Origin of the sequence: Methylosinus sp. KRF6 (assembly GCF_018887255.1) — a bacterium.
Classification (GTDB): domain Bacteria; phylum Pseudomonadota; class Alphaproteobacteria; order Rhizobiales; family Beijerinckiaceae; genus Methylosinus; species Methylosinus sporium.
In genome coordinates, this window is record NZ_JAHLJF010000001.1 from 1,492,824 (window position 1) to 1,515,012 (window position 22,189).

Genomic DNA, 22,189 nt, shown 5'->3' on the forward strand with positions numbered 1-22,189 from the left:
CCGTTCACTGATCCACGGGCTTGGGATCGGGATCGACCGGCGGCTGCGGCGTGTCGGAAATTTTCAGCGGCGAGCCGTTTCTGAGCTTCACCTGTCCAGCGGTGACGACGGTCGCGCCTTCCGTGACGCCCTCCAGCACCGCGACCTCGTCGCCGCGCGTCGCGCCGAGGCGCACGAAAGCCTGCTGCGCAGAGAGGCCCGCGCCCTTGTCGTCGGCGGCCGCGCTCTTTTGAACGAGGAACACCGAATTGCCGAAGGGCGCATAGACGATCGCCGTCTGCGGCAGAGTGATGAGGCGCTCGGGCTTTCCGGTCGCTATGTCGATCTGGGCGAACATTCCGGGCGTGAGCTTGTGATCGGCGTTGGCGAGGCTGGCGCGCACCTGCACATTGCGGCTCGCCTGATCGACCTTGGAATTGATCGCGACGATCTCGCCGGTGAACTTCTTGCCCGGAAAAGCATCGACGCCGGCGTCGATCGATTGGCCGACCTCTATGCCGTTCAACGCCTGCTGCGGCAGAGTGAAATCGAGATAGATCGGATCGAGCGCCTGCAGCGTCACGATGACCGAGCCCGCGCCGATATATTGGCCGAGGTCGACGCCGCGAATGCCGAGCCGCCCCCCGAAAGGCGCGCGCAGAGTCTTCTGCGCGATCACCGCCTCCTGCTGGGCGACTTCCGCCTCCGCGCTCTTGAGATTGGCGAGGTCGGTGTCGACGCTCGCCTGGCTCGCGGCGTGAATCTTCAGCTGCGCCTGATCGCGGCGAAGATTGACTCCGGCGAGCTCGGCGGAAGCCTTCAGCGCGGCGAGCCTGGCGAGGTCGGTGTCCTTGCGCAATTCCAGCAGCAGTTGGCCCGCCTCCACTTGCTGACCGGACTGGAAGTGGAGCTTCTCGACGATGCCGGACGCCTCCAGCGACAGATCCGCGCCGTTCACTGCGCGAAACGTGCCGACAGCAGTGAGCTTGGACCGCCATTCCTGAATTCCCGCGGTCGTGACCGAGACGGTCTGCGGCGGATTGGCCATGGAGGCGAGAAAGCCCTTGATCATCATGTTGCGGAAGGCGTTGAAGCCATAGAGTCCGCCAAAGACCAGCGCGACGATCGCGAGCATGATCGCCATCGGTTTCGCCAGGGCTCCGAAACGATCCTGCAGCAATGTTCTAGCGACCATCTCGAGCGTCCTCCGCCTCTGCTCTGATCGCCGCGGCGATCGGCGATGTAGCGATAATATCCGTGGGCTTGGCCTGCGAGGCCGGCGTCTCGTCTATGCGGTTCCACCAGCCGCCGCCGAGCGATTGCAGCAGCGCCGCCGTATCGGCGAAGCGCGCCGCCTGCGCCTTGACGCGATTGAGCCGCGCATTGAGCAAAGTCTGCTCGGCGTTCAGCACGATCGAATAGGTCGTCGAGCCGGCGCGATATTGCGCGCGCGCGATCTCGAGGCTCTCGGCCGCCGCCTTCTCCGCCGCCACTTGCGCGCGCAGCGTGCCGGCGTCGTGCTTCACGGCCTGCAGAGAATCTGCGACATTCTGGAAAGCGGAGATGACCGTGGAGCGATATTGCGCCGCCGATTGCTCGAAGGCCGCGACCTTGGCCTCGCGCGTGTGGAACAGCGAGCCGGCGTCGAAGGCCGTGGCCGAGGCCTGCGCGGCGAGCGTGTAGACCATGGTCTGCGGCGTGAACAGCGAGGTGAAATTCGTCGCCTGCGTCCCGCCCGTGGCGCTGAGCGTAAATTGCGGCAGCATGTTCGCCGTCGCGACGCCGATCTGCGCACTCGCCTGACGCACTTGATTCTCGGCGGCGAGAATATCCGGCCGCTGGCGCACCAGAGTCGAAGGCAGGCTGACCGGCAATTCGCCGGGCAGGCGCAGGCCGGAAAGGTCGACGGCCTCGCCTTTGTCGGCATTGGGAAGACGGCCGAGATAGGCCATCAGCAGATTGCGATTCTGTGCGCGCGCTTTTTCCAGCGGCGGCAGCGTCGCCTCCGCCTGCGCGAGCTGCGCGCGCTCGGACAGCACATCGGCCTGGCTGACGGCGCCGAGCTCGAATCGCTTCTCCAGCAGATCGAGCTGCGTGCGATAGGCGGCGATGAGATCGCGCGTCACCTTGATCTGCGAGGCGTAGGAGGCGTCGGAGATCGCCGCGGTGACGACATTGGCGGTGAGCGCGAGATAGGTCGCCTCGAGCTGGAAACGCTTCTGCTCGGCGGCGGCCGTGTCGCTCTCCAATGTGCGCCAGGATTTTCCGAACACGTCCGGCGAGAAGGACACGGACACATTGGCGTTGTGCAGCCCGTAGACAAAGGTCGAGGCCGAGCTGGACGAAGAAGACGAGGACGAGGACGAAGACGACGACGAACTCGACGAGGAGATGCCGGCGTATTGCGCCGTCGTCGATTGCTGCCGCGTATAGCTGTCGCCGAGCGTGGCCTGCGGCAGAAAGGTGGCCGAATTGGCCTCTATCGTCTCGCGCGCCTGACGCAGCGCGGCCTCGGCCGCCATAATGTCCGGGTGATTCGCCACGGCCTCGGCGACCAGCGCCGATATTTGCTTGGAACGAAACAGCTTCCACCATTCGCCCGGCACGTCGCGGCCATGGGCGAAGCGCTGCGAAGCCCCGCCCGCCACCGCGGCCGCCTCCGTCTTGGCTCCTATCTTGCCGTAGCCTGCGTCGGCGGGCGCCGGGGGCGGAACAAAATCGGGCCCCACAGCGCAAGCGGCGAGCGTCGCGGCCGCGAATGTGACTGCCCCAGCGGCGGCGGCGCGTGCTATCCGCCGCCTAGGCGCAGTTTTCGCTTCTCGGCTAAGGCTTCGCGAAAATTTCGGCATGACCCTCTCGAAAACTGAACCGTTCAGTTTTAATATAAACGCAAAGGCAGAGTGTCAATGCTGAAACTGAACGGTTCAGTTTTTCCCGGGGCTGGCGAAAGCGCGCCGAGACTGAAAAAAGACCCGGGAACGGGCGAAGGGGACAGAATGGAACGGGCGGAACCGAGGATATGACCGAGGGAGCGGAATCGACCGCGACCGAGGCGTGCACGGAGCATGTGCCGAACCGAAAGGAATGTCAGATCCTTTCGGCGGCGCGGACGCAATTTTTGGAGCAGGGCTTCGCCGATACGTCCATGGACGCGATCGCGCGCGCGGCCGGCGTGTCGAAAGCGACGCTCTACGCCTATTTCCCCAGCAAAGAGGCGCTGTTTCGCAATCTCATCGAGATCGAATGCAGCCAAAAATGCACCGATGTTCCCGAGCCCGATTTCGGAGCCGGCGTCGAGCAGGCGTTACGCGAGCTCTGCGGACATTTCGTCGCGCGCTTCCTGACCAGGGAATGGGCGGCCTTTTTTCAAGCGGTGACGAGCGAGCGCTGGCGCTACCCCGAACTCTGTCACCTTTATTTCAACAGCGGCAAGCAGAATGTCCTCGATCTGGTCTCCAACTATCTCGAGGAGGCGAAGGCGCGAGGGCTGCTCGCCATCGACGACGCCCAAATGGCGGCGGAGCATCTGCTGCATCTCACCGTCTCGGACCTGCCGATGCGCGTCGCGCTGGGATTGGACCTGCGCAGCGAGGCCGAATATCAGCGCGTGATGGAGTCCGGTCTCGCCGTATTTTTGAAGGCCTATAAAGCGTGAGCGCGATTTGTGCGACAGACGCGATGCCCTCCCCCTGACGGCAGGAGAGGGGCGAAGGCGCGATCGTTCGACGCGTTTCCAAACATGTGCGGCCTAATGCGCGGAACCCATTGCGCGACGGCAGGCGCCTTCGCATTCCTTGCACACATCGGCGCAGATGCGACAATGCTCGTGATGCTTGGCGTGGCGGCGGCATTCCTTCTCGCAGGCGCGACACATATCGACGCAGGCTTGTAGAATGGCGCGCATCGCCGTCTCATCCGTCGCGCTGCGACGCGAGGCTATGGCGCCGGTCGCGAGACATATGTCCGCGCAATCCTGATCGAGCCTGATGCAGCGACGCAGATCCGCGACATTCTCCTCCGAAAGGCAGGCGTCGGCGCAGACAGAGCAGGCCTGAGCGCAATCGAAACAGGCTTCGACGCAGCCGACGAGCGCCGCGTCGGCGCGGCCGCGCATTTGCGGATGACTGGCGATGATGGCTTCCACATGCATTGAGGCGTCCTCCTCTATTGGCTCTATTGGGCAATCATGATTTGGCCGCGTGCTGCGGCTTGCCCTTGCGCTTGGTGGCGGCGAATTCCTCGAGCTGCTTCTCGCTCATCGAATCGAGCATGGAGCGCGAGGCTCCTTTGAGCTCGCTCTTCGGAATCTCGCCGCGCTTGGCCGCGAGCGCGGCGCCGGCCGCCATTTGCTGAGCCTTGGATTTGGCGGGCATGGACTCCCTCCCTTCGATTTTTCGCGCCGCGGGAAGGCGACGCGGGGCGGAGGATAACCCGTGCGGGCGGGCGTGGTTCCGTCAGCCGCGCCGCCCTATGCGCAGGCTGGGCGCTCTGCCGCCGCTCGCGAGATAGACGCCGAGAGAGACGCAGAGCAGCGCGATCTGCTCGATGAGCGACGGCGTTTCGCCGAGCAAGGGAATTGCGATCAGCGCCGCCATGGGCGGCACCAGCGCCGAGAAGGCGGCGCCGGCCGAAGCGCCGAGAAGCTCTATGCCCTTGCCGAACAGAAACAGCGCGACGATCGAGACCATGACGCCCTGAAACAAGGTCTGAATCACAATGTCGCGCAGCGGCGCATCCATGCCGTGCAGCCCGTGAAAGGCGAGATAGACGGGCCCGTAGAGAATGAGCGAGCCTGTCGACACCAGCGCCGCGGCGTGCAGGGAATCGAGGCCGGACGCGCGCAACACGATGGCGTAGCCGGCCCAGATGAAGGCGGCGACCAGCAGCAGAATATGCCCTATCTGCGTATCGCCGAACGAGACGGCCGTCGGCCCCGCTATGGCCGCGCCGCCGATGGCGATGAGCGCATAGCCGATGAGCCGGCTCGCGGCGAAGCGCTCGTGGGTCAGAAGAAACGACAGAAGCGCGACGAAGAGAGGCATAGAGCCCGGCAGCAACGCGCCCGCATGAGCGACCGGCGCCAGCCTGAGCCCGCTGGCGGCGACGAGCACATAAGGCGCGCCCGCGCTGCAGACGAGAATGAGGAGACGCAGCGGGCCGAGCCACTCGAGCGCGAGTCCCTTGCGCAGCACGATCGGAAACAGCAATAGGCCGGCGGCGCCGAAGCGCAGCATTGTGAGATCATAGACGGAGAGTGTCGTCGTCACGCCGAGGCGTGTGACGACGAGCCAAGTCGCCCAGACAGTGACCGCGGAAACGCCGAACATCGCGCCTGTGGCGTATCGCGCCGTTTGCGGCGCGCCCTCGGCGACCTCCTCGCTCATCGCATATCTCCCGCTCGAAACTTCGCTGCGCCGCACTCATAATCGAGCGAGAGGGAAAGCGCGAGCTTCTCCTTTTCGCCGCAATTTCGCCCGGCGCGTTTGACGATGCGGCGCGATGCGCCATCTCAACGCACATGTCCGCGCCAATTCCCATAGGCGAGCTCTTCCTGCTCGGCTTCCGCACGCCGCATGTTCCGCCCTGGCTGCGCGATTTCGCGCGCGACTATGGGCTCGGCGGCGTCATCCTCTTCGATTACGACTGCACGGATCGCAAATATGAGCGCAATATTTTCGATCCCGCGCAAGTGAAAGCGCTCTGCGCGGAGATTCACGCGCTGCCTACGCGCCCGCTGATCTTCATCGATCAGGAGGGCGGCAAGGTGCGGCGGCTGAAGGAAGAGCGCGGCTTCGCGCCACTGCCGAGCGCGCGCCAATTCGGCCGGCTGACGCCGCAGGAGCGGCTCGACGCATTGCGTCCGGCCTTTGCGGAATTGCGCGATCTCGGCATAGACGCCGATCTCGCGCCCGTCGTCGATCTCGACATAAATCCAGACAGTCCCGACATAGGCTCGGCGCAGCGCAGCTTTTCCGCCGATCCGCGCGTGGTCGAGGATTGCGTCGGCGCGCTCATAGAGGTCGCGCGGGCCACGGGGCTGAAGCTGTGTCTCAAACATTTTCCTGGAACCGGAGGCGCCAAGGTCAATCCACACGATCATGTGATGGATCTTTCCGACTGCCTCACCGATGCGCAGGTGATGATATTCGAGACGCTGGCGCCGCGCGTGCCCATGGTCTTGTTCAGTCATGGCGTGGTGAATCAGTGGGAGAAGGACACTCCCTGCTGTCTCTCCGCCGTCGCCGTGCGCAAATTGCGCCAATGGGCGCCGGGCGCCGCGATATTGACCGACGACCTGCAGATGCAGGGCGTGCAGAAACTGATGACCACCGGCGACGCCGCATTGTGCGCCTTACGCGCCGGCGCGGATTTCATCCTCATCGGCAATAATATGAAAGACGAGCAGCAGGAGTCGGCGCGCTATGCGCAAAATCTGCTCGACGCCTGCGCGAAGGATGCGTCGCTCGCCGACAATGCGCGCGCCGCGATCGAGTGCATAAGACGCCTGAAGGCGTGAAGCGCGCATCTCTCTTTCACCATTCTTCGGCGGAGCGCTCGCCGGCGACCCAGGTCGAAACGATGCGAAGAGTCTGCGGATCGAAGGCGGTCATATCGGCGCGATAGCCGGCGACGAGCCGGCCGAGCCTCTTGCCGAGCCCCAAAAAATTCGCCGGATTAGTGGAGGCGAAGACGAGCGCGCGCTCGAGCGGCAGATCGAGCAGCGACACGCAATTGCGCACCGCGCTCGCCATATCGAGCGAAGCGCCGGCGAGCGCGCCCTGCGCCGTCATGCAGCGGCCATCCCGCACGAGAATCTTCTGGCCTTGCAGCGCAAATCCCTTCCCGCTTCCGCCGACCGGCGGCATTGCGTCGGTGACGAGCATGGGATGGCCGAGACCGGCCCGCAGAGCGAGACGCAGCATCGCCGGATCGACATGCTCGCCATCGACGATCAGCCCGTAATAGGCGGACGACGATTCGAGCGCCGCCGCGATCGGCCCCGGCTCGCGGCTGGCGAGCGGACGCATGGCGTTGAAGAGATGGGTGAAGCCGGTCAGCCCCTCCTTCATCGCTTCGCGCGTCTGCGCGTAATTCGCCATGGAATGGCCGAGCGCGACCTTGCAGCCGGCGGAAACGAGCTCGGCGATGAAACCCGGCGGCGTCTCCTCCGGCGCGAGCGTTACGAGCGATACGCCGCCACGCGGCGGCGCGAGCATGTCCACATGATGCGGCGAAGGCGCGCGGCGAAGATCGGCGCGATGCACGCCCAATCGCTCCGGCGAGATGAACGGCCCTTCGAAATGCACGCCCAGCACGCCGGGCGCATGAAGCATGATCTCGGTCACGGCGCGCTTGGCCGCGATCATCTTCTCATCCGTATCGGTGATCAGCGTCGGCAGCAGCGACGTCACGCCATATTTGCGATGCGCGTGGAGAATCGTCGCGATCGCCTGCGGCGTCGGCGCGTCATTGAACAGAACATCGCCGCCGCCATTCACCTGAATATCGATGAATCCCGGCGCGAGCCAGACGCCTTTCGGCAACTCGAGCACATCGGCGCCGCGCGGAATCTCACGGCGCAGAATGAGCGCGACAATGTCTCCGCCCTCTATCGCCACGGCGCAGTCGCGATGCGCCGATTCGCCGTCGAAGACGACATCGGCGGCGATCATCCGGCTCGGCTCCTCGCTCATCGCGTGCGCGTCACCTTCTGCAAATGGCGGGGACGATCGACATCGACGCCGCGCACGACGGCGAGTCGCGCCGCCATGGCGTAAAAGCTCTGAATGAGGCAGATGGCGTCGGTCTCGGGATGGTCGGGCGCGAGCGCCGGCAGGCGGCCACGCGTCTCGTCCTCGCGATCGGTGGTGAAGAGCGCTGCGCCTTTGCCGCGCAAATCGTCGGCAAGACGGCGCATTCCGATCGCCGCTTCATCGGTCGGCGTCAGCATCAAGATCGGATAGAGCGGCGAGACCAGCGACACCGGCCCATGCATGAATTCCGCCGAGCTGAAGGCTTCGGCGTGGAGATTGGCGGTTTCCTTCAGCTTCAACGCCGCTTCGCGCGCAATGGCGAGCGTCGGCCCGCGCCCGATGGCGACGAGACTTTCCGCGCGCGCGAACGCCTCGACGAGGCGCGACCAATCGAGCTCGCAAGCGCGCGCGAGCCGCTCCGGCAAGCGCGCGAGCGCGTCATCGAGCGCGCGATCCTGCGACCATGCTGCGACGAGACGCGCGAGCGCGGCGAGCGAAGCGATGAAGGTCTTGGTCGCCGGCACGGCGAATTCCGGCCCCGCCGCCATGGGCAGAACGAATTCGCATTGCGCGGCGAGATCGCTCTCCACTTCGTTCACGAGACAAACGGTGACGGCGCCGCTGCGGCGCGCGGCGGCGGCCAGCTCGATCAGATCATTGCTGCCGCCCGATTGCGAGATCGCCAGAAACAATTGGCCGTCGAGCCGCAGCGAGCCGCCATAGACGCTGGCGATGTTCGGCGCAGCGGCGGCGACGGGAACGCCGAGGCCGCGCTCGACGAGATGCTTGGCGAATGTCGCCGCATGAGCGGAGCTGCCGCGCGCGCAGGTGACGACGACGCGCGGATCGACAGCGCGCAAGCGCGCGACGAGCGGCGCGAGACGCGGAGCGAGCTGCTCCTGCTGCCGCGTGACCGCATGAGGCGCCTCGCGCGCCTCGATCGCCATTCGATTGTCTCGCATGATCATCGGCGGCTCTGCTGCAGCTTCGTCACGCCCCCCGCCCGCGCCTATATGTCACAAGAACGCGCTTCGGGCGAGCGCGAAATCCCCCTCGCGCGGCAGCGCCTTCGCTTGCGATTTCGCGTCGAGGGACGAATTCTTGTCTTCAAGGGAGACATCGCATGGAAACGGAGCGTCCGAGCCCGCGCTATTCGTCGATCGACGCATGGGAGCCGCGCGAGATTCTCGATGCGATGATCGAAGGGCAATTCGCCGCCGTCGCCGCCGTGCGCGCTGCGCGTCCGGCGATCGAGACCGCGGCGCTCGCCGTCGTGCGGCGCCTCTCGCGCGGGGGACGCATCGTCTATGTCGGCGCAGGAACCTCCGGCCGGCTCGCTGTGCAGGACGGCGCCGAATTGACGCCGACCTTCAGCTGGCCGCAGGAGCGCTTGCTGCTATTGATGGCCGGCGGCGACGATGCGCTGCTGAAAGCCGTCGAAGGCGCCGAGGACGAGGCCGAGCGCGGCGCCGAGCTGATGCGCCGCCATGCGATCGGCGAGGCCGATGTCGTCATCGCCGTCGCCGCCAGCGGCACGACGCCTTTCACGCTCGCCTGCCTGCGCGAAGCGGCGCGGCGCGGCGCGCTGACCATCGGCGTCGCCAATAATCGCGATGCGCCGCTGCTCGCGGCGGCGGAACATGCGCTGTTTCTCGACACGGGCTCGGAGGCGATCGCCGGCTCGACGCGCATGAAGGCGGGCACGGCGCAGCGCATCGCCCTGCTGATGCTCTCCTCGCTGGTGATGATTCTGCAAGGACGCGTCTATGAAGGGCTGATGGTGGATGTGCAGGCCTCCAACAAAAAGCTCCTGCGCCGCAGCGAGCGCATTCTCGCGCGCCTCACGGGCGGCCGCGACGCCGCCGAAATAGACGCGGCGCTGCGTCGCGCCGACGGCAGCGTCAAGCTGGCCTATCTTCTTCTCCAGGGCCATGGACTCGATGAGGCGCGCGCCGCGCTCGAAGACGCGCGCGGCCATTTGCGCCGCGCCGTGGAGGCTCTGGCCGGCGCGCCGATTTGAAAATTCTTCGGCATCCGGGCCCCGACGGTTCGAATTTTGATGCGTATTCGACGAAGACGTATAATTATTCGCCGAAAGGGAATCGTGAGAGCATGACAGTCAACAAGATCGACGCGCTGCTGGCGCTTCGCAGCGAAGGGCGCTTTCTCGTCGGGCGCGATCGCATCAAGCTGCTCGAGGCTGTCGCCGAATATGGCAGCATCACCAAGGCCGCGAAGGTCGTGGGCTTCAGCTATAAGACGGCCTGGGACGCCGTGAACGCGATCAACAATCTGCTGCCGAGCCCCGCTTTTGTGACAAAGGCCGGCGGCCGTTCCGGCGGCGGCGCCGAGGTCACGGCGGAAGGGCGCCGGCTCATCGCCACCTTTCATCGTCTGGAGGAGCGGCTGTCGCGCATCTCCTCGCTCATCGCCGAGGAGGGGCTCGAGGATCAGGATGATTTTCTGCTCTGGAGCGTGGGCGTCAAAATTTCTGCGCGCAATGTATTTCAGACGGAAGTCGTCTCGGTGAAGAAATGGCCCGTCGATGTCGAAGTGCTGCTGCGCGTCTCGCCGGAGACCTCCATTCACGCGATCGTCACAAACGACTCGGCGGTCGAGCTCGGCCTGGAGCCGGGACGCAAGACGCTGGCGCTGATCAAATCCTCCTTCGTCCATCTCACCACGCCCGAGCACACGCCCCCCGGCGTGCGCAATCAGTTCACCGGCGTGGTGCGGCGGCGAATCGACGCAGAGCGCAACAGCGAGGTGCTGCTCGACATCGGCGCGGGCAAGACGATGCACGCTGTCGTGCCGCGGCAGACGGCGGAAGATCTCGGCATAGCGGAAGGCGAGCGCGCCGTCGCCAGCTTCAGCCCGACCGACGTCATACTCGCGGTAGACTGAAATCGAAATTCATATCGCCGGTTGAAAGTTCAATCTGCAGGCGTCTCGCCCGGAAAATGAGCGCTCGTGTCGATTGACACGCCCGCGGCGGCGCTTTTATGTTTTCATTATGTATCACCGAGACATAACGAATCGCCTCTCCCTTCGCCCCAGCCGCCGCAGCGTGGTGGCGGGCATTCCGTCTGCGCTCGGCGTCGCTCTGCTCGGCAGGCCCGCGCGCGCCGCGGACCAGCGCCTCGTGGTCGTCACCAGCTTCCCGGAAGAGTTGACGACTCGCTATGAATCCGAGTTCGAGAAGCTCCATCCCGGCGTTCACGTCCAATTCGTCTGGAAGCAGTCGCGCGACGCGCTCGCCATGCTGAGCGAGACGGACCAGGGCGGCACCGACGTCTATTGGGCGCCCGCTCTCGGAAATTTCCCTATATTGCGAGACCGCGGCGCCTTTCAGAAAGTCTCGGTCGACCGCGCCGCTCTGCCGGGGCGGCTCGGCGGGCAGCTTCTCTCGGATCCCAAAGGGCTGTTCGAAGCCTATGACGTCGCCGGCTATGGCATTGTCGTCGATCCGGCCGCGCTCGCCCGCGACGGGCTGAAGCCGCCCGAGAGCTGGAGCGATCTCGCCGCGCCCGCTTATGCCGGCCGCATCGTCATGCCCATTCCGGCCAAGGTCGGCTTCTCGCCGGCGCTCTATGATATCGTCCTGCAATCGGAGGGCTGGGAGCGCGGCTGGGCGCTGCTCGCCGAAATCGCCGGCGGCGCGGAGCTGCTCGGCTCCGGCGCCGGCCCGACGGCGACCGTGAAAGAAGGGCGCGCGGCGCTCGGCCTGACGATCGACTTCTTCGCTTTCGGCGCGCTGGCCAATGGCGAGAAGATTTCCTTCGTCTATCCGCAGAAGACCGCCTTTCTGCCGGCCCATATCGCCGTCACCGCGGGGACGCGCCGCCTCGAGGCCGCCAAAGCCTTTGTCGATTTCATGCTTTCGACCAAGGGCCAAAAGCTGATGATGGAGGCCGACAGCAGCCGCCATCCGGCCCGGCCGGACGCCTATGCCGACAAGCCGGCCGCCGTCGTCGATCCTTTCGCCCTGCCGCCGGGAACCTTCTACCCTTATGATTCCGAGATCGGTCGGCGGCGGCCCGGCGTCGTCAGCGTGCTGTTCGATTTCGCCATTACAGAGCGCCACGCCGAAACGCAGCGCCTATGGCGCGCCATTCACGCCGCCGAAGCGCGGCTCGCGGCCGCCCCGGACGCCGCGGGAAGCGCCGCCGTCGCCAAGGCGCGCAAGCTCGCCGGCTTCACGCCCGTTACCGAGGCGCAGGCGAAAGACCCCGCTTTTCTCGATCGTTTTTCCAGCCGCGAGCTGAAGGACGGCGATCTCGCCGCCCGTTGGCGCGCAGAAATTTCATCGGCCCGAGCCGAGGCGCTGAGCCTCGTCGCCTCCGCCGAGCCGCGTCTGTGAGGCGGCGGCTTCTCCTCCCATTCGCGCTGTTCGTTCTGACCGCCGGCGCGCCCTATGAGAATCCCAAGCTCGACGGCGATGCTTTTTCCCGCCCCTTCGCCGGGCTGGACGAGGGGTTTTTGCGCGCCTTTCGGCAGGGGAACGCGCTGTTTCGCCAAGCCTGGGTCATCGGCCCGTCGCAGGATCAGAGCGAAATCACCGGACTCGGGCCGCTCTATAATCGGCTCTCCTGCATCGCCTGCCATGTCAAGAACGGCCGCGGCCCGGCGCCGGACCCGGAGAATGGGATCGCCCGCGCAATGGTGGTGCGGCTCGGCCTGCCCGGCCGCGACGCCCATGGCGGGCCGTCGCCGCATCCGACCTATGGCGGCCAGCTCAATCCGGAGGGCAATCCCGGCGTCGCCGGCGAAGGCCGCGCGATCGTGTCCTTCGACGAAGTCGAGACGCGCCTTCCCGATGGCGAGGCCGTTTCACTGCGTCGGCCGCGCCTCTCCTTTCGTGATCTCGCCTATGGACCGCTCGGCGACGATGTGCGGATTTCGCTGCGCAATGCGCCTCCGGTCTTCGGACTCGGCCTGCTGGAGGCCGTGCCCGACGCGGAGATTTTGCGCTATGCGGCGGGCCAGAGCCGCGGCCGGCCGAACCATGTCTATGACATGGCGGCCGGCCGCATGGCGCTCGGCCGCTTCGGCCTGAAGGCCAATCAGCCCAATCTGCGCCAGCAGATCGCCAACGCCTTCGCCGAGGACATCGGCATCTCCTCCTATCTCTTCCCCGAGCCCAATTGCACCGCTGCGCAGCCGGAATGCCGCGCGGCGGCGGGACGGGAGATCGAGCTCTCCGACGCGCGGCTCGAGGCTTCGCTCGCCTATATGCGCGGCCTCGCCGTTCCGGCCCGCCGCGATCTCTCCGATCCGCGCGTCGCCAAAGGCGAGACGCTGTTCCGCGATATCGGCTGCGCCGCCTGCCATCGCGAGACGATGACGCTCGGAGAGGTCGCCTACGCGCCCTGGCTGAGCGGGACGGAGATTCATCCCTATAGCGATCTTCTGCTGCACGACATGGGCGATGGGCTCGCCGACGGGCGCGAGGATTTCGAGGCCGGTCCGCGCGACTGGCGCACGCCGCCGCTATGGGGCCTCGGCCTCGCCGGGCGCTTTGGAACGCCCGCGGATTTTCTCCATGACGGCCGCGCCCGCAGCGTCACGGAAGCGATCCTCTGGCACGCCGGAGAGGCGGAGGACGCGGCGCAGCGGTTTCGCGGCCTGACGCGCGCGGAGCGCGAGGCGCTGCTCGCATTTTTGGGGTCGCTCTAATGGACGCGAAATCTCGATGAAGCGCGGAATCTGCCCCCTCTCCCGCTGAGTGGGGGACGGCTGGCGAGGGGGCGTCGGGACTATGGGACAATCGGGGGAAGAACGATGAAACTCAGCAAATTCGCGCCCTTGGGCGCCGCCAGCGTCGCCGCGCTCATCGCGAGCCGCGCAACTCTCGCCGCCGAGCAGCCGCAGCCTTTCGATCTCGGCGAGATTCACGTCGGCCTCGAGCACAAGGCCCTTCCGCTCGACAAGAAGAAGGACGACGGCCCGGCGCCGCTGCAGCAGACCGACTCCTATGGCGGCGTGACGATCAGCAACCGCCAGAACGAGACCTTCCAGCGCGATTCGCTCGATCGCGCGGTCAATCTCGCCGCGGGCGTCGTCAGCAATTCCACCGGCGGCACGCGCAATGAGCAGAATATCTATGTGCGCGGCTTCGACCGCTGGCAGGTTCCGCTCACCATCGACGGCGTTCGCGTCTATCTGCCCGCCGACAATCGGCTCGACTTCGCGCGCTTCATGACGCCGGACGTCGCCGCAGTGCAGATCGCCAAGGGCTATGTCTCGGTGCTGGACGGGCCGGGCGGCATGGGCGGCCAGATCAATCTCGTCTCGCGCAAGCCGGCGAAGGAGATAGAGGGCGAGCTGCGCACCGGCCTCGAATTCGGCCGCGACGGCAGCTATGAGGGCATAAAGACCTATGCGCTGCTCGGCACGAAGCAGGATAATTATTATCTGCAGCTCAGCGGCTCCTGGCGCGATCTGCGCGGCTGGATGCTGCCGGAGAGCTATACGCCCACCAATAATCAGGGCGAGGGCTTCCGCGGCAATTCGGGGACCTATGATTGGAGCCTCAACGCCAAGGCCGGCTACACGCCCAACGACACCGACGAATATTCGCTGAGCTTCATCCGCCAGGACGGCAAGAAGGGCGCGCCCTATCACACGACCGACGGGCTGAACAGCCAGCGCTATTGGCGCTGGCCCTATTGGCGCGTGCAGAATCTCTATTTCCTGTCCAACACCAAGATCGGCGATTCGTCCTATGTGAAGACCAAGGCCTATTGGAGCAAGTTCGACAACGACCTCTTCTCCTACAACGACCCCTTCCTCGCCTATCAATCCTCGGCCAAAGCCTTCCGCAGCTATTATCAGGATTATGCGCTCGGCGCCGATGTGGAGGTCGGGCATGATTTCGGCGAGCTCGACACGCTGAAGATCGCCGGCCACTACCGCTTCGACGAGCACGCCACCTGGCAGGAATATTACGGCGTCAATGTCGCCAATAAATCGACCGGATGCGTCATAAACGTCATCTGCTTCACTCAACCGATCGTCTACACGCAGGAAGACACTTATTCGATCGCGGTCGAGAACACCTTTCATCCGACCAAGGACATCGATCTCGTCGGCGGCTTCGCCTATGACTGGCGCCATCTGCGCAAGGCAGATGATTTCGTGGTCGGCACGGGCGTCATCGGCTATCAGCTGCGGGATGTGCAGGCCCCCAATTTCCAGGGCGCGGCCATCTGGCGTTACAGCGACACCAACAAAGTCTATTTCAACGTCTCCGACCGCGAGCGCTTCCCCACCATCTTCGAGCGTTTCAGCTCGCGTTTCGGCGGCGCCACCTCCAACCCCGGCCTGATGCCGGAGCGCGCGATCAATTTCGACATCGGCTGGGCGAGCGAGTTCGCGCCGGGCAGCCGCATTCAATTGGACGCCTTCCACTCCATCGTCCGCAATCTGATCCAATCCGTGCCGGCGCCCGCCTATGGCGCGAGCGTCACCCAGAGCCAGAATGTCGGCGACGCCAGCTTCTGGGGCGGGGAGGTCACGGTCGATTATCGCGCCTCCGACGAGCTGTCGCTGGGCGGCAATCTGACGCTGATGCGCCGCTCGGTCTATGCGCCCTACATCCTCAACTTCCAGCCGACGGGCGTGCCGGACGGCAAAATGTTCCTCTACGCCGGCTGGCGGCCGTTCGACGGGCTGACGCTGACGCCGAATGTCGAGATGAACAGCAATCGCTGGACCTCCAACACGGCGGGGACGATCTATTATCGGACCGGCGCCTTTTTCCTGGCCAATTTCACGGCCGAATATCAGCTGCATCCGAATTTCAAGATCGAAGGCGGGGTGCGCAACATGTTCGACACCGCCTACACATTCACCGACGGCTATCCCGAGGCGGGGCGCAGCTTCTTCCTCGGCGCCAAGGCGACGTTCTGAAGGCTCGCGTGGGGCTGGCCGCGCGCCGGCCGGCCCCGACGGCGACGCTTTGCAAGCGGGCGCGGCGCGGCTACCAATGGGGCAAATGGGCGCGGGTGATTCGTTTTAGCCGCGTTCCCGCTCTGGCCGGGGCCGCCATGGCGTTCCGGCAGATCATTCGGATGGCCTCATGACCAAATTCGCGCTCGACTCCCTCGATCTCGCCGCGCTGCTCTCCTCCCGCGTCTGCCATGACGTGATCTCGCCCGTCGGCGCCATCGTCAACGGGCTGGAGGTGCTGGAGGAGGAGAAGGACGCCGAGATGCGCGGCCATGCGCTGGCGCTGATCAAATCCAGCGCGGCGGAGGCGTCCGCCCGGCTGCAATTCTGCCGCCTCGCCTTCGGCGCCGCCGGCTCCAAGGGCGCCGAGATCGACACCGGCGACGCCGAGCATGTGACGCGCCAGCTGCTCGCCGACGAGCGCACCAAGCTCGAATGGAGCGTGCCGCGCGTGCTGATGTCGAAGAACAAGGTGAAATTGCTGCTCAATCTCTGCCTGATCGCCGATGCGGCGATTCCGCGCGGCGGCGTCATCTCGGTCGCCTCCACCGGCGCCGGAGACGAGGTCGCCTTCACCCTCGAGTCGAAGGGCGTGAATGCCCGCATCGCCGCGGCGATTCCGGCCCTGCTGGCCGGCGAGCCGGAGGAGGGCGTCGTCGACGCGCGCGCCATTCAGGCCTATTACGCCGGCCTCGTCGCAAAGGCGAGCGGGCTCGAGGTCGAAATCTCCACAGAGCCGGAGCATGTGACCATCACCGCGCGGCCGGCCGCCGCGCAGGCGGAGCAGGAGATCGAGACGCCGACGGCGCTCGAGGCCTGAGACGAGAGCGTCTCCGGCCGAAGCGGACGCCGGTTCGGCGCTTGAAACGCGTCGGAACGAGAACTCGCGGCCTTTCTGCGCTTCGACGACCACAGAAAGCCCGCGCCTTCGACCTCGAGCGTGGGAATTTCACTTCTCTTAACCAGAATGCGTCAAGAATGGCGTCGACGCTGCTCATGCGGCCCGAGATCGACGACGCCATGGACGAACTTCTCAACGATTTCCTCGTCGAGACCGCCGAGCACATCGATGCGGCGACGATGGAGCTCGTCTGTCTCGAGAAGGACCCGAGCGATCGGGCGCTCATCGCCAGCCTCTTCCGCCATGTGCATACGATCAAAGGCACCAGCGGCTTTTTGAAGCTGCCGCGCGTCGGCCGGCTGACCCATTCGACCGAGGCGCTCATCGGCGCGCTGCGCGACGGCGCGCCGGTCCGCGCCTCGCATGTCACGCTGATCTTCGCCGCCGTGGACCGCCTGAAGGAAATTCTCGCGGAAATGGGCCGTTCCGAGGAAGAGCCCGCGGGCGACGACGAGGAGCTCGTCGTCGCGCTGGAGGACGCGACGCGACGCGCGCGCCTCGGCGAGGCCGAGCCGCCGGCGGCCGAAATCGCCGAAACGGACCTCGCCGCGCCGCTCGCGGAACCGCGCGCCGCGCAGCCGCCGAACGAGGCGCACGCCGCCGGCGTCGCCCATATCGGCGAGACGGTGCGCGTCTCGGTCAATGTGCTCGACCGGCTGATGGGCATCGTCTCCGAGCTCGTCTCCACCCGCAATCGGCTGCTCGAATTGTCGAGCGCTTGGGCCGGCGGCGACGAGGCGATGAGCAGCACGGTGCAGACGCTGTCCAATATCACCAGCGATTTGCAGGATGCGGTGATGAGCGCGCGGATGCAGCCGGTCGGACGGCTGTTCTCGACGCTGCCGCGCCTCGTGCGCGATCTCGCCCATGATCTCGGCAAGAAGATCGTCGTCACGACGGAAGGCTCCGACACCGAACTCGACCGGCAGGTGATCGAGCTCATTCGCGCGCCGCTGACCCATATCATACGCAATAGCGCCGATCACGGCATAGAGCCCCCGGCCGAGCGCGCGCGCATCGGCAAGAACGAAACCGGCGTCATCACCGTGCGCGCAGCCTATGACGCCGGCCAGATCATCATCGACATCGCCGACGACGGCCGCGGGCTCGACGTCGCGCGCATCCACGCCAAGGCGCTGGCCAATGGGCTCGTCGGCGAGGCGGACATCTCCAAATTCACCGACAGCGAGCTGTTCGAATTCGTCTTCACGCCCGGCTTCTCGACGGCGGACGGCGTCACCAAGGTCTCCGGCCGCGGCGTCGGCATGGATGTGGTGCGCGAGAATATCCAGTCGATCGGCGGCTCCGTCTCGCTGACCTCGCGCTATGGCCGGGGCGCCTGCGTGACGCTGCGCATTCCGCTGACGCTCGCCATCACGCCGGCGCTGATCCTGACCAGCAACGGCTCCCGCTTCGCCATACCGCAGATGACCGTCGTCGAGCTGGTCGGCGTCGGCGACGGTTTCGAGCACGCGATCCAATATATTCACGACGCGCCGGTGCTGCGCCTGCGCAATGACGTGCTGCCGCTGCTCGATCTCTCCACGACGCTCGCGCTCGGCCGCCCGGCCGAGGAGGAGACGCGCGACGGCTTCGTCGTCGTGCTGCGCGTCGGCGCCGCGCGTTTCGGCCTGCTGGTCGAGACGATCGCCGATGTGCAGGAAATCGTCATCGAGCCGCTGGTGAGCGCGCTGGCGCGTCTCGGCGTGTTCTCTGGCCAGACGATCCTCGGCGACGGATCCGTCGTGCTCATTCTCGATCCGGCCGCGCTGCTCGAACATGGCGGATTGCAGCGGCTGGCCGAGCGCCCGGCCGAAGCGGCGACGCCGGAAGCCTTCACGCCGCGGGCGGAGAAGACGCGGATCATATTGGTCAAGGCGGGCCCGGGCCCGCTGAAGGCGCTGCCTCTGTCCCTCGTTCTGCGCATAGAGGATGTGCCGCGCGAGCGGCTGATCCCTTCGGACGGGGCTTTCGTCATGGCCTATCGCGACAGCCTTCTGCCGATCATTCCGGCGACGGCGGATGTGTCGCTCGACCGCCCCTCCAGCCCGATCCTGGTGCTGTCCGGCGCGGGCCAGTCCATGGGCCTGCTCATAGAGGATATCGTCGACGTGACCGACGAAATTCTCGATCTGCAGCGGGAGAGCAATTCCCCGCATATCCTCGGCTCGATCCAGCTCGGCGGCGAGATCGTCGAATTTCTCGACGCCACTTACTACATGCGCATCGCCTGCCCCGCCGCCGTGGCGCGCGGCGTCAGCAAGCGGCATCGCATTCTGCTCGTCGACGACAAGGCCTTCTTCCGCGACATGCTGGCGCCGATTCTCGGCTCCGCCGGCTATGAGGTGACGACCGCGGCCTCGGCGCCGGAAGCCCTCTCCTTCTTGCGCAAAGGGCTCGCCGTCGAAGCCGTGGTGACGGATACCGACATGCCGGAGATGGACGGCTATAATTTCGCCCGCGCGCTGCATGAGCTGCCCGGCCTCGCCGATCTGCCGGTGGTGGCGCTCGCGGCGCAAGCCGCGCCGAGCGTGCTCGCCGCCGCGAAAGCCTGCGGCATCGCTTCCGTCACCGGCAAATTCGATCGCCGCGCGCTCATCGAATGCGTCGGCCGCCTGCTCGACAAGGCGGACACAGCGCCACGCGATCTCGAATTGCGCATCATGTCGGAGCTCGCCGCATGACGCAGCAGCAACGCGAGACCAATGGACGCCGCCGGCCGATCGACGCGCCCAAGCGGCAGACCCGCAATTTCACCATAAAGGTGCGCGGTCAGAGCTTCGGCCTGCCGGTCGAATGCGTGAAGACGATCTTCCATGTCGACAAAGTGACGCCGGTCCCGCTGGCGCCGCGCGAGATCGCCGGCCTCGCCAATCTGCGCGGCCGCATCGTCACCGCGCTGCGGCTCGATCGCTGTCTCGAGCTCGACGGCGGCGACCGACCCGATTCGAAGCTCGCCGTCTGCATAGAGCACAATGGCGAGCGCTACGCTCTGCTCATCGACGAGACCGGCGACGTCGTCACCTGCGAGGAGGACGAGCGCATGGTCTGCCCGACCCATGTCGGACAGCAATTCATCGACGCCACCAACGCCTGCTACCGCCTCGACGACGATTTCCTGCCGATCCTCGACATTCCGGCGCTGGTGCGGCGCCTGTCGAGGCAGAGCGAGAGCGGCGGCCGCGACGGCCATTCGAGAGACGCATCCCGAGGAGGAGACTAATGAAGCAGATTCTGGTCGTGGACGATTCTGCGGTCATCCGCAAAGTCGCGCGCCGCATTCTCGAAGGAATGCAATTTTCCACCGTCGAGGCGGAGAACGGCCGCAAGGCGCTGGTCGCCTGCGAGCAGGCGATGCCGGATGCGATCCTGCTCGACTGGAACATGCCGGAGATGGACGGCGTCGAATTCCTGCGCGCGCTGCGCAAAATGCCCGGCGGGGCGGGTCCCAAAGTGGTGTTCTGCACCACGGAGAACGAGGCGAGCCATATCGCTCTGGCGATGGACGCCGGCGCCGACGAATATATCATGAAGCCCTTCGACCAGCATGTGGTGCGGTCGAAGCTCGAGGATATCGGCGTCATCTGAGCCCGAACGGCAGCAACAGGGACGCTCTCGCGAGCGACGGCGCAATGCGGAAACGGGCGGCGATCCGCGTTTTTCGACCCGGCGCGGAGACTGCGGCGGGGAGGCTGGAATGAGCCTCGCCTTCGCGCGCCTGCGGCGCCTCATCGGCTCGGTCGCCGGCATTTCGCTCGGCGCCGACAAGCTCTACTTCGCCCAGAGCCGGCTCGAGCCGATCATGCGGGCGCATGAATGCCGCGATCTCGCCATGCTCATGCGCCTCATCGAAAAGCACGAGGACGAGGCGCTGCTGCAGCGCGTCGTCGAAGCGATGACGAATAACGAAACCTCGTTTTTCCGCGACCGCGTTCCCTTCGAGAAGCTGAGGCAGGAATGGCTTCCCGAACTGATGGCGCGGCGCGGCGAGCGGCGCCGCCTGCGCATTTGGTCGGCCGCCTGCTCGACCGGACAGGAGCCCTATTCCATCGCCATGGCGCTCGCCGAATCGGAGCCCGATCTCGAGGACTGGACGATCGAGATCCTGGCGACGGATATTTCGGAACTGGCTCTGGAGACGGCGCGGCGGGGCGTCTATAGCCAGTTCGAGGCGCAGAGGGGCCTCACCACGGCGCGGCTTCTGCGCCACCTCGAGCCCTTCAAAGGATATTGGCGCGTCAATGACGCGCTGCGGGCGCGCGTCGCCTTCCAAAAGCTCAATCTGCTCGACGAATTTCGCGACGCCGGACCTTACGACATCGTCTTTTGCCGCAATGTGCTCATGTATTTCGAGCCCGATGTGCGGCGCGACGTCATGACGCGCCTGTTCGGCGCCCTGGCGGAAGACGGCGTGCTGATTCTCGGCGCGGCGGAGACGATGGAGTTCGACGAGCGCTTCACGACATCGACCTCCGGCGACTGCCGCATTCTGCCACGCCGGCGCCGCGCCGCCATCGCGTGATCCGCGCGGCTTCGGGCGCGATTCGGCCAGCCGATCTCATGAGTTCTCGTTTCGACGCGTTTCCAACGCCGAGCCAGCGTCCGCTTCGGCTGGAAACGCTCTCGAAGCCAGATGAGCGGCAAAAATGCAAAGGGGCCCGGCGAGGGCCCCTTTGCATTTCGTCGCTCCGGCTTCGGGCTCAAGCGGTGATGCGCTCGTCGGCTTCGCTCGGCTCGCGCAGCACATAGCCGCGGCCCCACACCGTCTCTATGTAGTTGCGGCCTTCGCTGGCGTTGGCGAGCTTCTTGCGCAGCTTGCAGATGAACACGTCGATGATCTTGAGCTCCGGCTCGTCCATGCCGCCGTAGAGATGGTTGAGGAACATCTCCTTGGTGAGCGTCGTGCCCTTGCGCAGCGAGAGCAGCTCGAGCATCTGATATTCCTTGCCGGTCAGATGCACGCGGGCGCCGGAGACCTCCACCGTCTTCTGGTCCAGATTGACGACGAGATCGCCCGTGGTGATGACCGATTGGGCGTGGCCCTTGGAGCGGCGCACGATGGCGTGAATGCGCGCCACCAGTTCGTCCTTGTGGAAGGGCTTCGTCAGATAATCGTCAGCGCCGAAGCCCAGACCCTTCACCTTGTCCTCTATGCCGGCGAGGCCGGACAGGATCAGAATCGGCGTCTTGACCTTGGCGACCCGCAAGGTGCGCAGCACCTCATAGCCGGACATGTCGGGCAGATTCAAATCGAGCAGGATGATGTCGTAATCGTAGAGCTTTCCGAGATCGATGCCCTCTTCTCCGAGGTCCGTCGTATAGACGTTGAAATTCTCGGATTTGAGCATGAGCTCGATGCTTTGAGCGGTCGCGCTGTCATCCTCTATCAGTAAAACGCGCATTTTCGATCCCCACCCAGCTCCACCAAATCTGCCCCCGGACGCCGTCGCGCCGCCCGAGCGTCGACGATGCGCCGAGATTCGTCGGGCGCGCGCCGAGTTCTATGTCTATTTGTCGAAACGCTAAGCGGTAATGGTTAACAAACCCTGACCTTCGGCCCGGCGGCAAACCAGAACCTCGATCGTCGACGGCTGGAGGAGCCGCC

Annotated in this window: 20 protein-coding genes; 12 read left to right on the forward strand and 8 right to left on the reverse strand. The window is 65.6% G+C overall.

All coding sequences use genetic code 11. The features are described 5' to 3' along the window. Window positions 1-4 precede the first annotated feature (4 nt). Together KP010_RS07180 and KP010_RS07185 are read right to left on the reverse strand one after the other, a co-directional pair. Window positions 5-1,174, reverse strand: a complete 1,170-nt coding sequence (locus KP010_RS07180) for an efflux RND transporter periplasmic adaptor subunit (RefSeq protein ID WP_142864376.1) — start codon at window positions 1,172-1,174, stop codon at window positions 5-7. Then, the gene (locus KP010_RS07185; RefSeq protein WP_216280705.1) at window positions 1,164-2,828 is read right to left on the reverse strand and encodes an efflux transporter outer membrane subunit; all 1,665 of its coding nucleotides are present in this window, start codon (window positions 2,826-2,828) and stop codon (window positions 1,164-1,166) included. Before KP010_RS07185 ends, KP010_RS07180 begins: the two co-directional genes overlap by 11 nt. 170 nt (window positions 2,829-2,998) lie before the next feature. Between KP010_RS07185 and KP010_RS07190 the strand changes: the two genes are divergently transcribed. Continuing rightward, complete coding sequence (locus tag KP010_RS07190; RefSeq protein WP_216280706.1) at window positions 2,999-3,634, forward strand: TetR/AcrR family transcriptional regulator; 636 nt, start codon at window positions 2,999-3,001, stop codon at window positions 3,632-3,634. A 93-nt stretch (window positions 3,635-3,727) separates the two neighbouring features. On the opposite strand, the gene KP010_RS07195 is transcribed toward KP010_RS07190, so the two are convergent. From KP010_RS07195 to KP010_RS07205, 3 genes are all read right to left on the reverse strand, one after another. Further along, window positions 3,728-4,129 (reverse strand): four-helix bundle copper-binding protein, encoded by a 402-nt coding sequence (locus tag KP010_RS07195; RefSeq protein WP_166142197.1) that lies wholly within the window; start codon window positions 4,127-4,129, stop codon window positions 3,728-3,730. 34 nt (window positions 4,130-4,163) lie between these two features. Then, entirely contained in the window at window positions 4,164-4,352 is a 189-nt protein-coding gene (locus KP010_RS07200) for a DUF3008 family protein (protein ID WP_108917041.1), read from the reverse strand. Between the two features lie 81 nt (window positions 4,353-4,433). Beyond that, complete coding sequence (locus KP010_RS07205; RefSeq protein ID WP_216280707.1) at window positions 4,434-5,363, reverse strand: DMT family transporter; 930 nt, start codon at window positions 5,361-5,363, stop codon at window positions 4,434-4,436. Between the two features lie 134 nt (window positions 5,364-5,497). On the opposite strand from KP010_RS07205, the gene KP010_RS07210 reads away from it, so the two are divergent. Beyond that, window positions 5,498-6,496, forward strand: a complete 999-nt coding sequence (locus KP010_RS07210) for a glycoside hydrolase family 3 N-terminal domain-containing protein (RefSeq protein ID WP_216280708.1) — start codon at window positions 5,498-5,500, stop codon at window positions 6,494-6,496. Between the two features lie 16 nt (window positions 6,497-6,512). Here the strand turns inward: KP010_RS07210 and nagA are convergent, their stop codons facing one another. Further along, a complete protein-coding gene (gene nagA, locus KP010_RS07215) occupies window positions 6,513-7,673 on the reverse strand; it encodes an N-acetylglucosamine-6-phosphate deacetylase (protein WP_216280709.1) in 1,161 nt (386 codons plus the stop codon). Further along, window positions 7,670-8,701, reverse strand: coding sequence for an SIS domain-containing protein (locus tag KP010_RS07220; protein WP_216280710.1), 1,032 nt, complete (start codon window positions 8,699-8,701; stop codon window positions 7,670-7,672). Before KP010_RS07220 ends, nagA begins: the two co-directional genes overlap by 4 nt. Before the next feature lie 155 nt (window positions 8,702-8,856). Here KP010_RS07220 and KP010_RS07225 point away from each other — a divergent pair, with 155 nt between their 5' ends. The 10 genes from KP010_RS07225 (at window position 8,857) to KP010_RS07270 (ending at window position 21,106) form a co-directional block, all read left to right on the forward strand. After that, complete coding sequence (locus KP010_RS07225) at window positions 8,857-9,753, forward strand: N-acetylmuramic acid 6-phosphate etherase (protein ID WP_142862642.1); 897 nt, start codon at window positions 8,857-8,859, stop codon at window positions 9,751-9,753. Between the two features lie 92 nt (window positions 9,754-9,845). Further along, on the forward strand, window positions 9,846-10,637 hold the full coding sequence (locus tag KP010_RS07230) for a TOBE domain-containing protein (protein ID WP_108917047.1): 792 nt from the start codon (window positions 9,846-9,848) through the stop codon (window positions 10,635-10,637). A gap of 166 nt (window positions 10,638-10,803) precedes the next feature. Continuing rightward, window positions 10,804-12,093, forward strand: a complete 1,290-nt coding sequence (locus KP010_RS07235; RefSeq protein WP_246659810.1) for an ABC transporter substrate-binding protein — start codon at window positions 10,804-10,806, stop codon at window positions 12,091-12,093. Beyond that, window positions 12,090-13,409 carry a di-heme oxidoredictase family protein gene (locus tag KP010_RS07240; RefSeq protein WP_142862641.1) on the forward strand — a complete coding sequence of 440 codons (1,320 nt, stop codon included), beginning with the start codon at window positions 12,090-12,092 and terminating at the stop codon, window positions 13,407-13,409. The genes KP010_RS07235 and KP010_RS07240 overlap by 4 nt, the downstream gene beginning before the upstream one ends. 105 nt (window positions 13,410-13,514) lie before the next feature. Continuing rightward, window positions 13,515-15,644, forward strand: a complete 2,130-nt coding sequence (locus KP010_RS07245; protein ID WP_142862640.1) for a TonB-dependent receptor — start codon at window positions 13,515-13,517, stop codon at window positions 15,642-15,644. A gap of 169 nt (window positions 15,645-15,813) precedes the next feature. Next, window positions 15,814-16,503, forward strand: coding sequence for a histidine phosphotransferase ChpT (gene chpT, locus KP010_RS07250; RefSeq protein ID WP_108917051.1), 690 nt, complete (start codon window positions 15,814-15,816; stop codon window positions 16,501-16,503). A gap of 158 nt (window positions 16,504-16,661) precedes the next feature. Further along, the gene (locus KP010_RS07255; protein WP_142862639.1) at window positions 16,662-19,268 is read left to right on the forward strand and encodes a chemotaxis protein CheW; all 2,607 of its coding nucleotides are present in this window, start codon (window positions 16,662-16,664) and stop codon (window positions 19,266-19,268) included. Beyond that, the gene (locus KP010_RS07260; protein WP_142862638.1) at window positions 19,265-19,807 is read left to right on the forward strand and encodes a chemotaxis protein CheW; all 543 of its coding nucleotides are present in this window, start codon (window positions 19,265-19,267) and stop codon (window positions 19,805-19,807) included. The genes KP010_RS07255 and KP010_RS07260 overlap by 4 nt, the downstream gene beginning before the upstream one ends. After that, complete coding sequence (locus KP010_RS07265) at window positions 19,807-20,172, forward strand: response regulator (RefSeq protein WP_108917054.1); 366 nt, start codon at window positions 19,807-19,809, stop codon at window positions 20,170-20,172. The genes KP010_RS07260 and KP010_RS07265 overlap by 1 nt, the downstream gene beginning before the upstream one ends. Before the next feature lie 109 nt (window positions 20,173-20,281). Continuing rightward, window positions 20,282-21,106, forward strand: a complete 825-nt coding sequence (locus KP010_RS07270; protein WP_142862637.1) for a protein-glutamate O-methyltransferase CheR — start codon at window positions 20,282-20,284, stop codon at window positions 21,104-21,106. Between the two features lie 178 nt (window positions 21,107-21,284). Here KP010_RS07270 and ctrA read toward each other — a convergent pair whose 3' ends face one another. Continuing rightward, the gene (gene ctrA / locus KP010_RS07275; RefSeq protein WP_108917056.1) at window positions 21,285-21,986 is read right to left on the reverse strand and encodes a response regulator transcription factor CtrA; all 702 of its coding nucleotides are present in this window, start codon (window positions 21,984-21,986) and stop codon (window positions 21,285-21,287) included. Between the last annotated feature and the right edge of the window lie 203 nt (window positions 21,987-22,189).

Coding starts and splice junctions, on each gene's coding strand:
- KP010_RS07180 (WP_142864376.1), bottom strand. CDS start 1,174: ATGGTCGCTAGAACATTGCTGCAGGATCGTTTCGGAGCCCTGGCGAAA.
- KP010_RS07185 (WP_216280705.1), bottom strand. CDS start 2,828: ATGCCGAAATTTTCGCGAAGCCTTAGCCGAGAAGCGAAAACTGCGCCT.
- KP010_RS07190 (WP_216280706.1), top strand. CDS start 2,999: ATGACCGAGGGAGCGGAATCGACCGCGACCGAGGCGTGCACGGAGCAT.
- KP010_RS07195 (WP_166142197.1), bottom strand. CDS start 4,129: ATGCATGTGGAAGCCATCATCGCCAGTCATCCGCAAATGCGCGGCCGC.
- KP010_RS07200 (WP_108917041.1), bottom strand. CDS start 4,352: ATGCCCGCCAAATCCAAGGCTCAGCAAATGGCGGCCGGCGCCGCGCTC.
- KP010_RS07205 (WP_216280707.1), bottom strand. CDS start 5,363: ATGAGCGAGGAGGTCGCCGAGGGCGCGCCGCAAACGGCGCGATACGCC.
- KP010_RS07210 (WP_216280708.1), top strand. CDS start 5,498: ATGTCCGCGCCAATTCCCATAGGCGAGCTCTTCCTGCTCGGCTTCCGC.
- nagA (WP_216280709.1), bottom strand. CDS start 7,673: ATGAGCGAGGAGCCGAGCCGGATGATCGCCGCCGATGTCGTCTTCGAC.
- KP010_RS07220 (WP_216280710.1), bottom strand. CDS start 8,701: ATGATCATGCGAGACAATCGAATGGCGATCGAGGCGCGCGAGGCGCCT.
- KP010_RS07225 (WP_142862642.1), top strand. CDS start 8,857: ATGGAAACGGAGCGTCCGAGCCCGCGCTATTCGTCGATCGACGCATGG.
- KP010_RS07230 (WP_108917047.1), top strand. CDS start 9,846: ATGACAGTCAACAAGATCGACGCGCTGCTGGCGCTTCGCAGCGAAGGG.
- KP010_RS07245 (WP_142862640.1), top strand. CDS start 13,515: ATGAAACTCAGCAAATTCGCGCCCTTGGGCGCCGCCAGCGTCGCCGCG.
- chpT (WP_108917051.1), top strand. CDS start 15,814: ATGACCAAATTCGCGCTCGACTCCCTCGATCTCGCCGCGCTGCTCTCC.
- KP010_RS07255 (WP_142862639.1), top strand. CDS start 16,662: ATGGCGTCGACGCTGCTCATGCGGCCCGAGATCGACGACGCCATGGAC.
- KP010_RS07260 (WP_142862638.1), top strand. CDS start 19,265: ATGACGCAGCAGCAACGCGAGACCAATGGACGCCGCCGGCCGATCGAC.
- KP010_RS07265 (WP_108917054.1), top strand. CDS start 19,807: ATGAAGCAGATTCTGGTCGTGGACGATTCTGCGGTCATCCGCAAAGTC.
- KP010_RS07270 (WP_142862637.1), top strand. CDS start 20,282: ATGAGCCTCGCCTTCGCGCGCCTGCGGCGCCTCATCGGCTCGGTCGCC.
- ctrA (WP_108917056.1), bottom strand. CDS start 21,986: ATGCGCGTTTTACTGATAGAGGATGACAGCGCGACCGCTCAAAGCATC.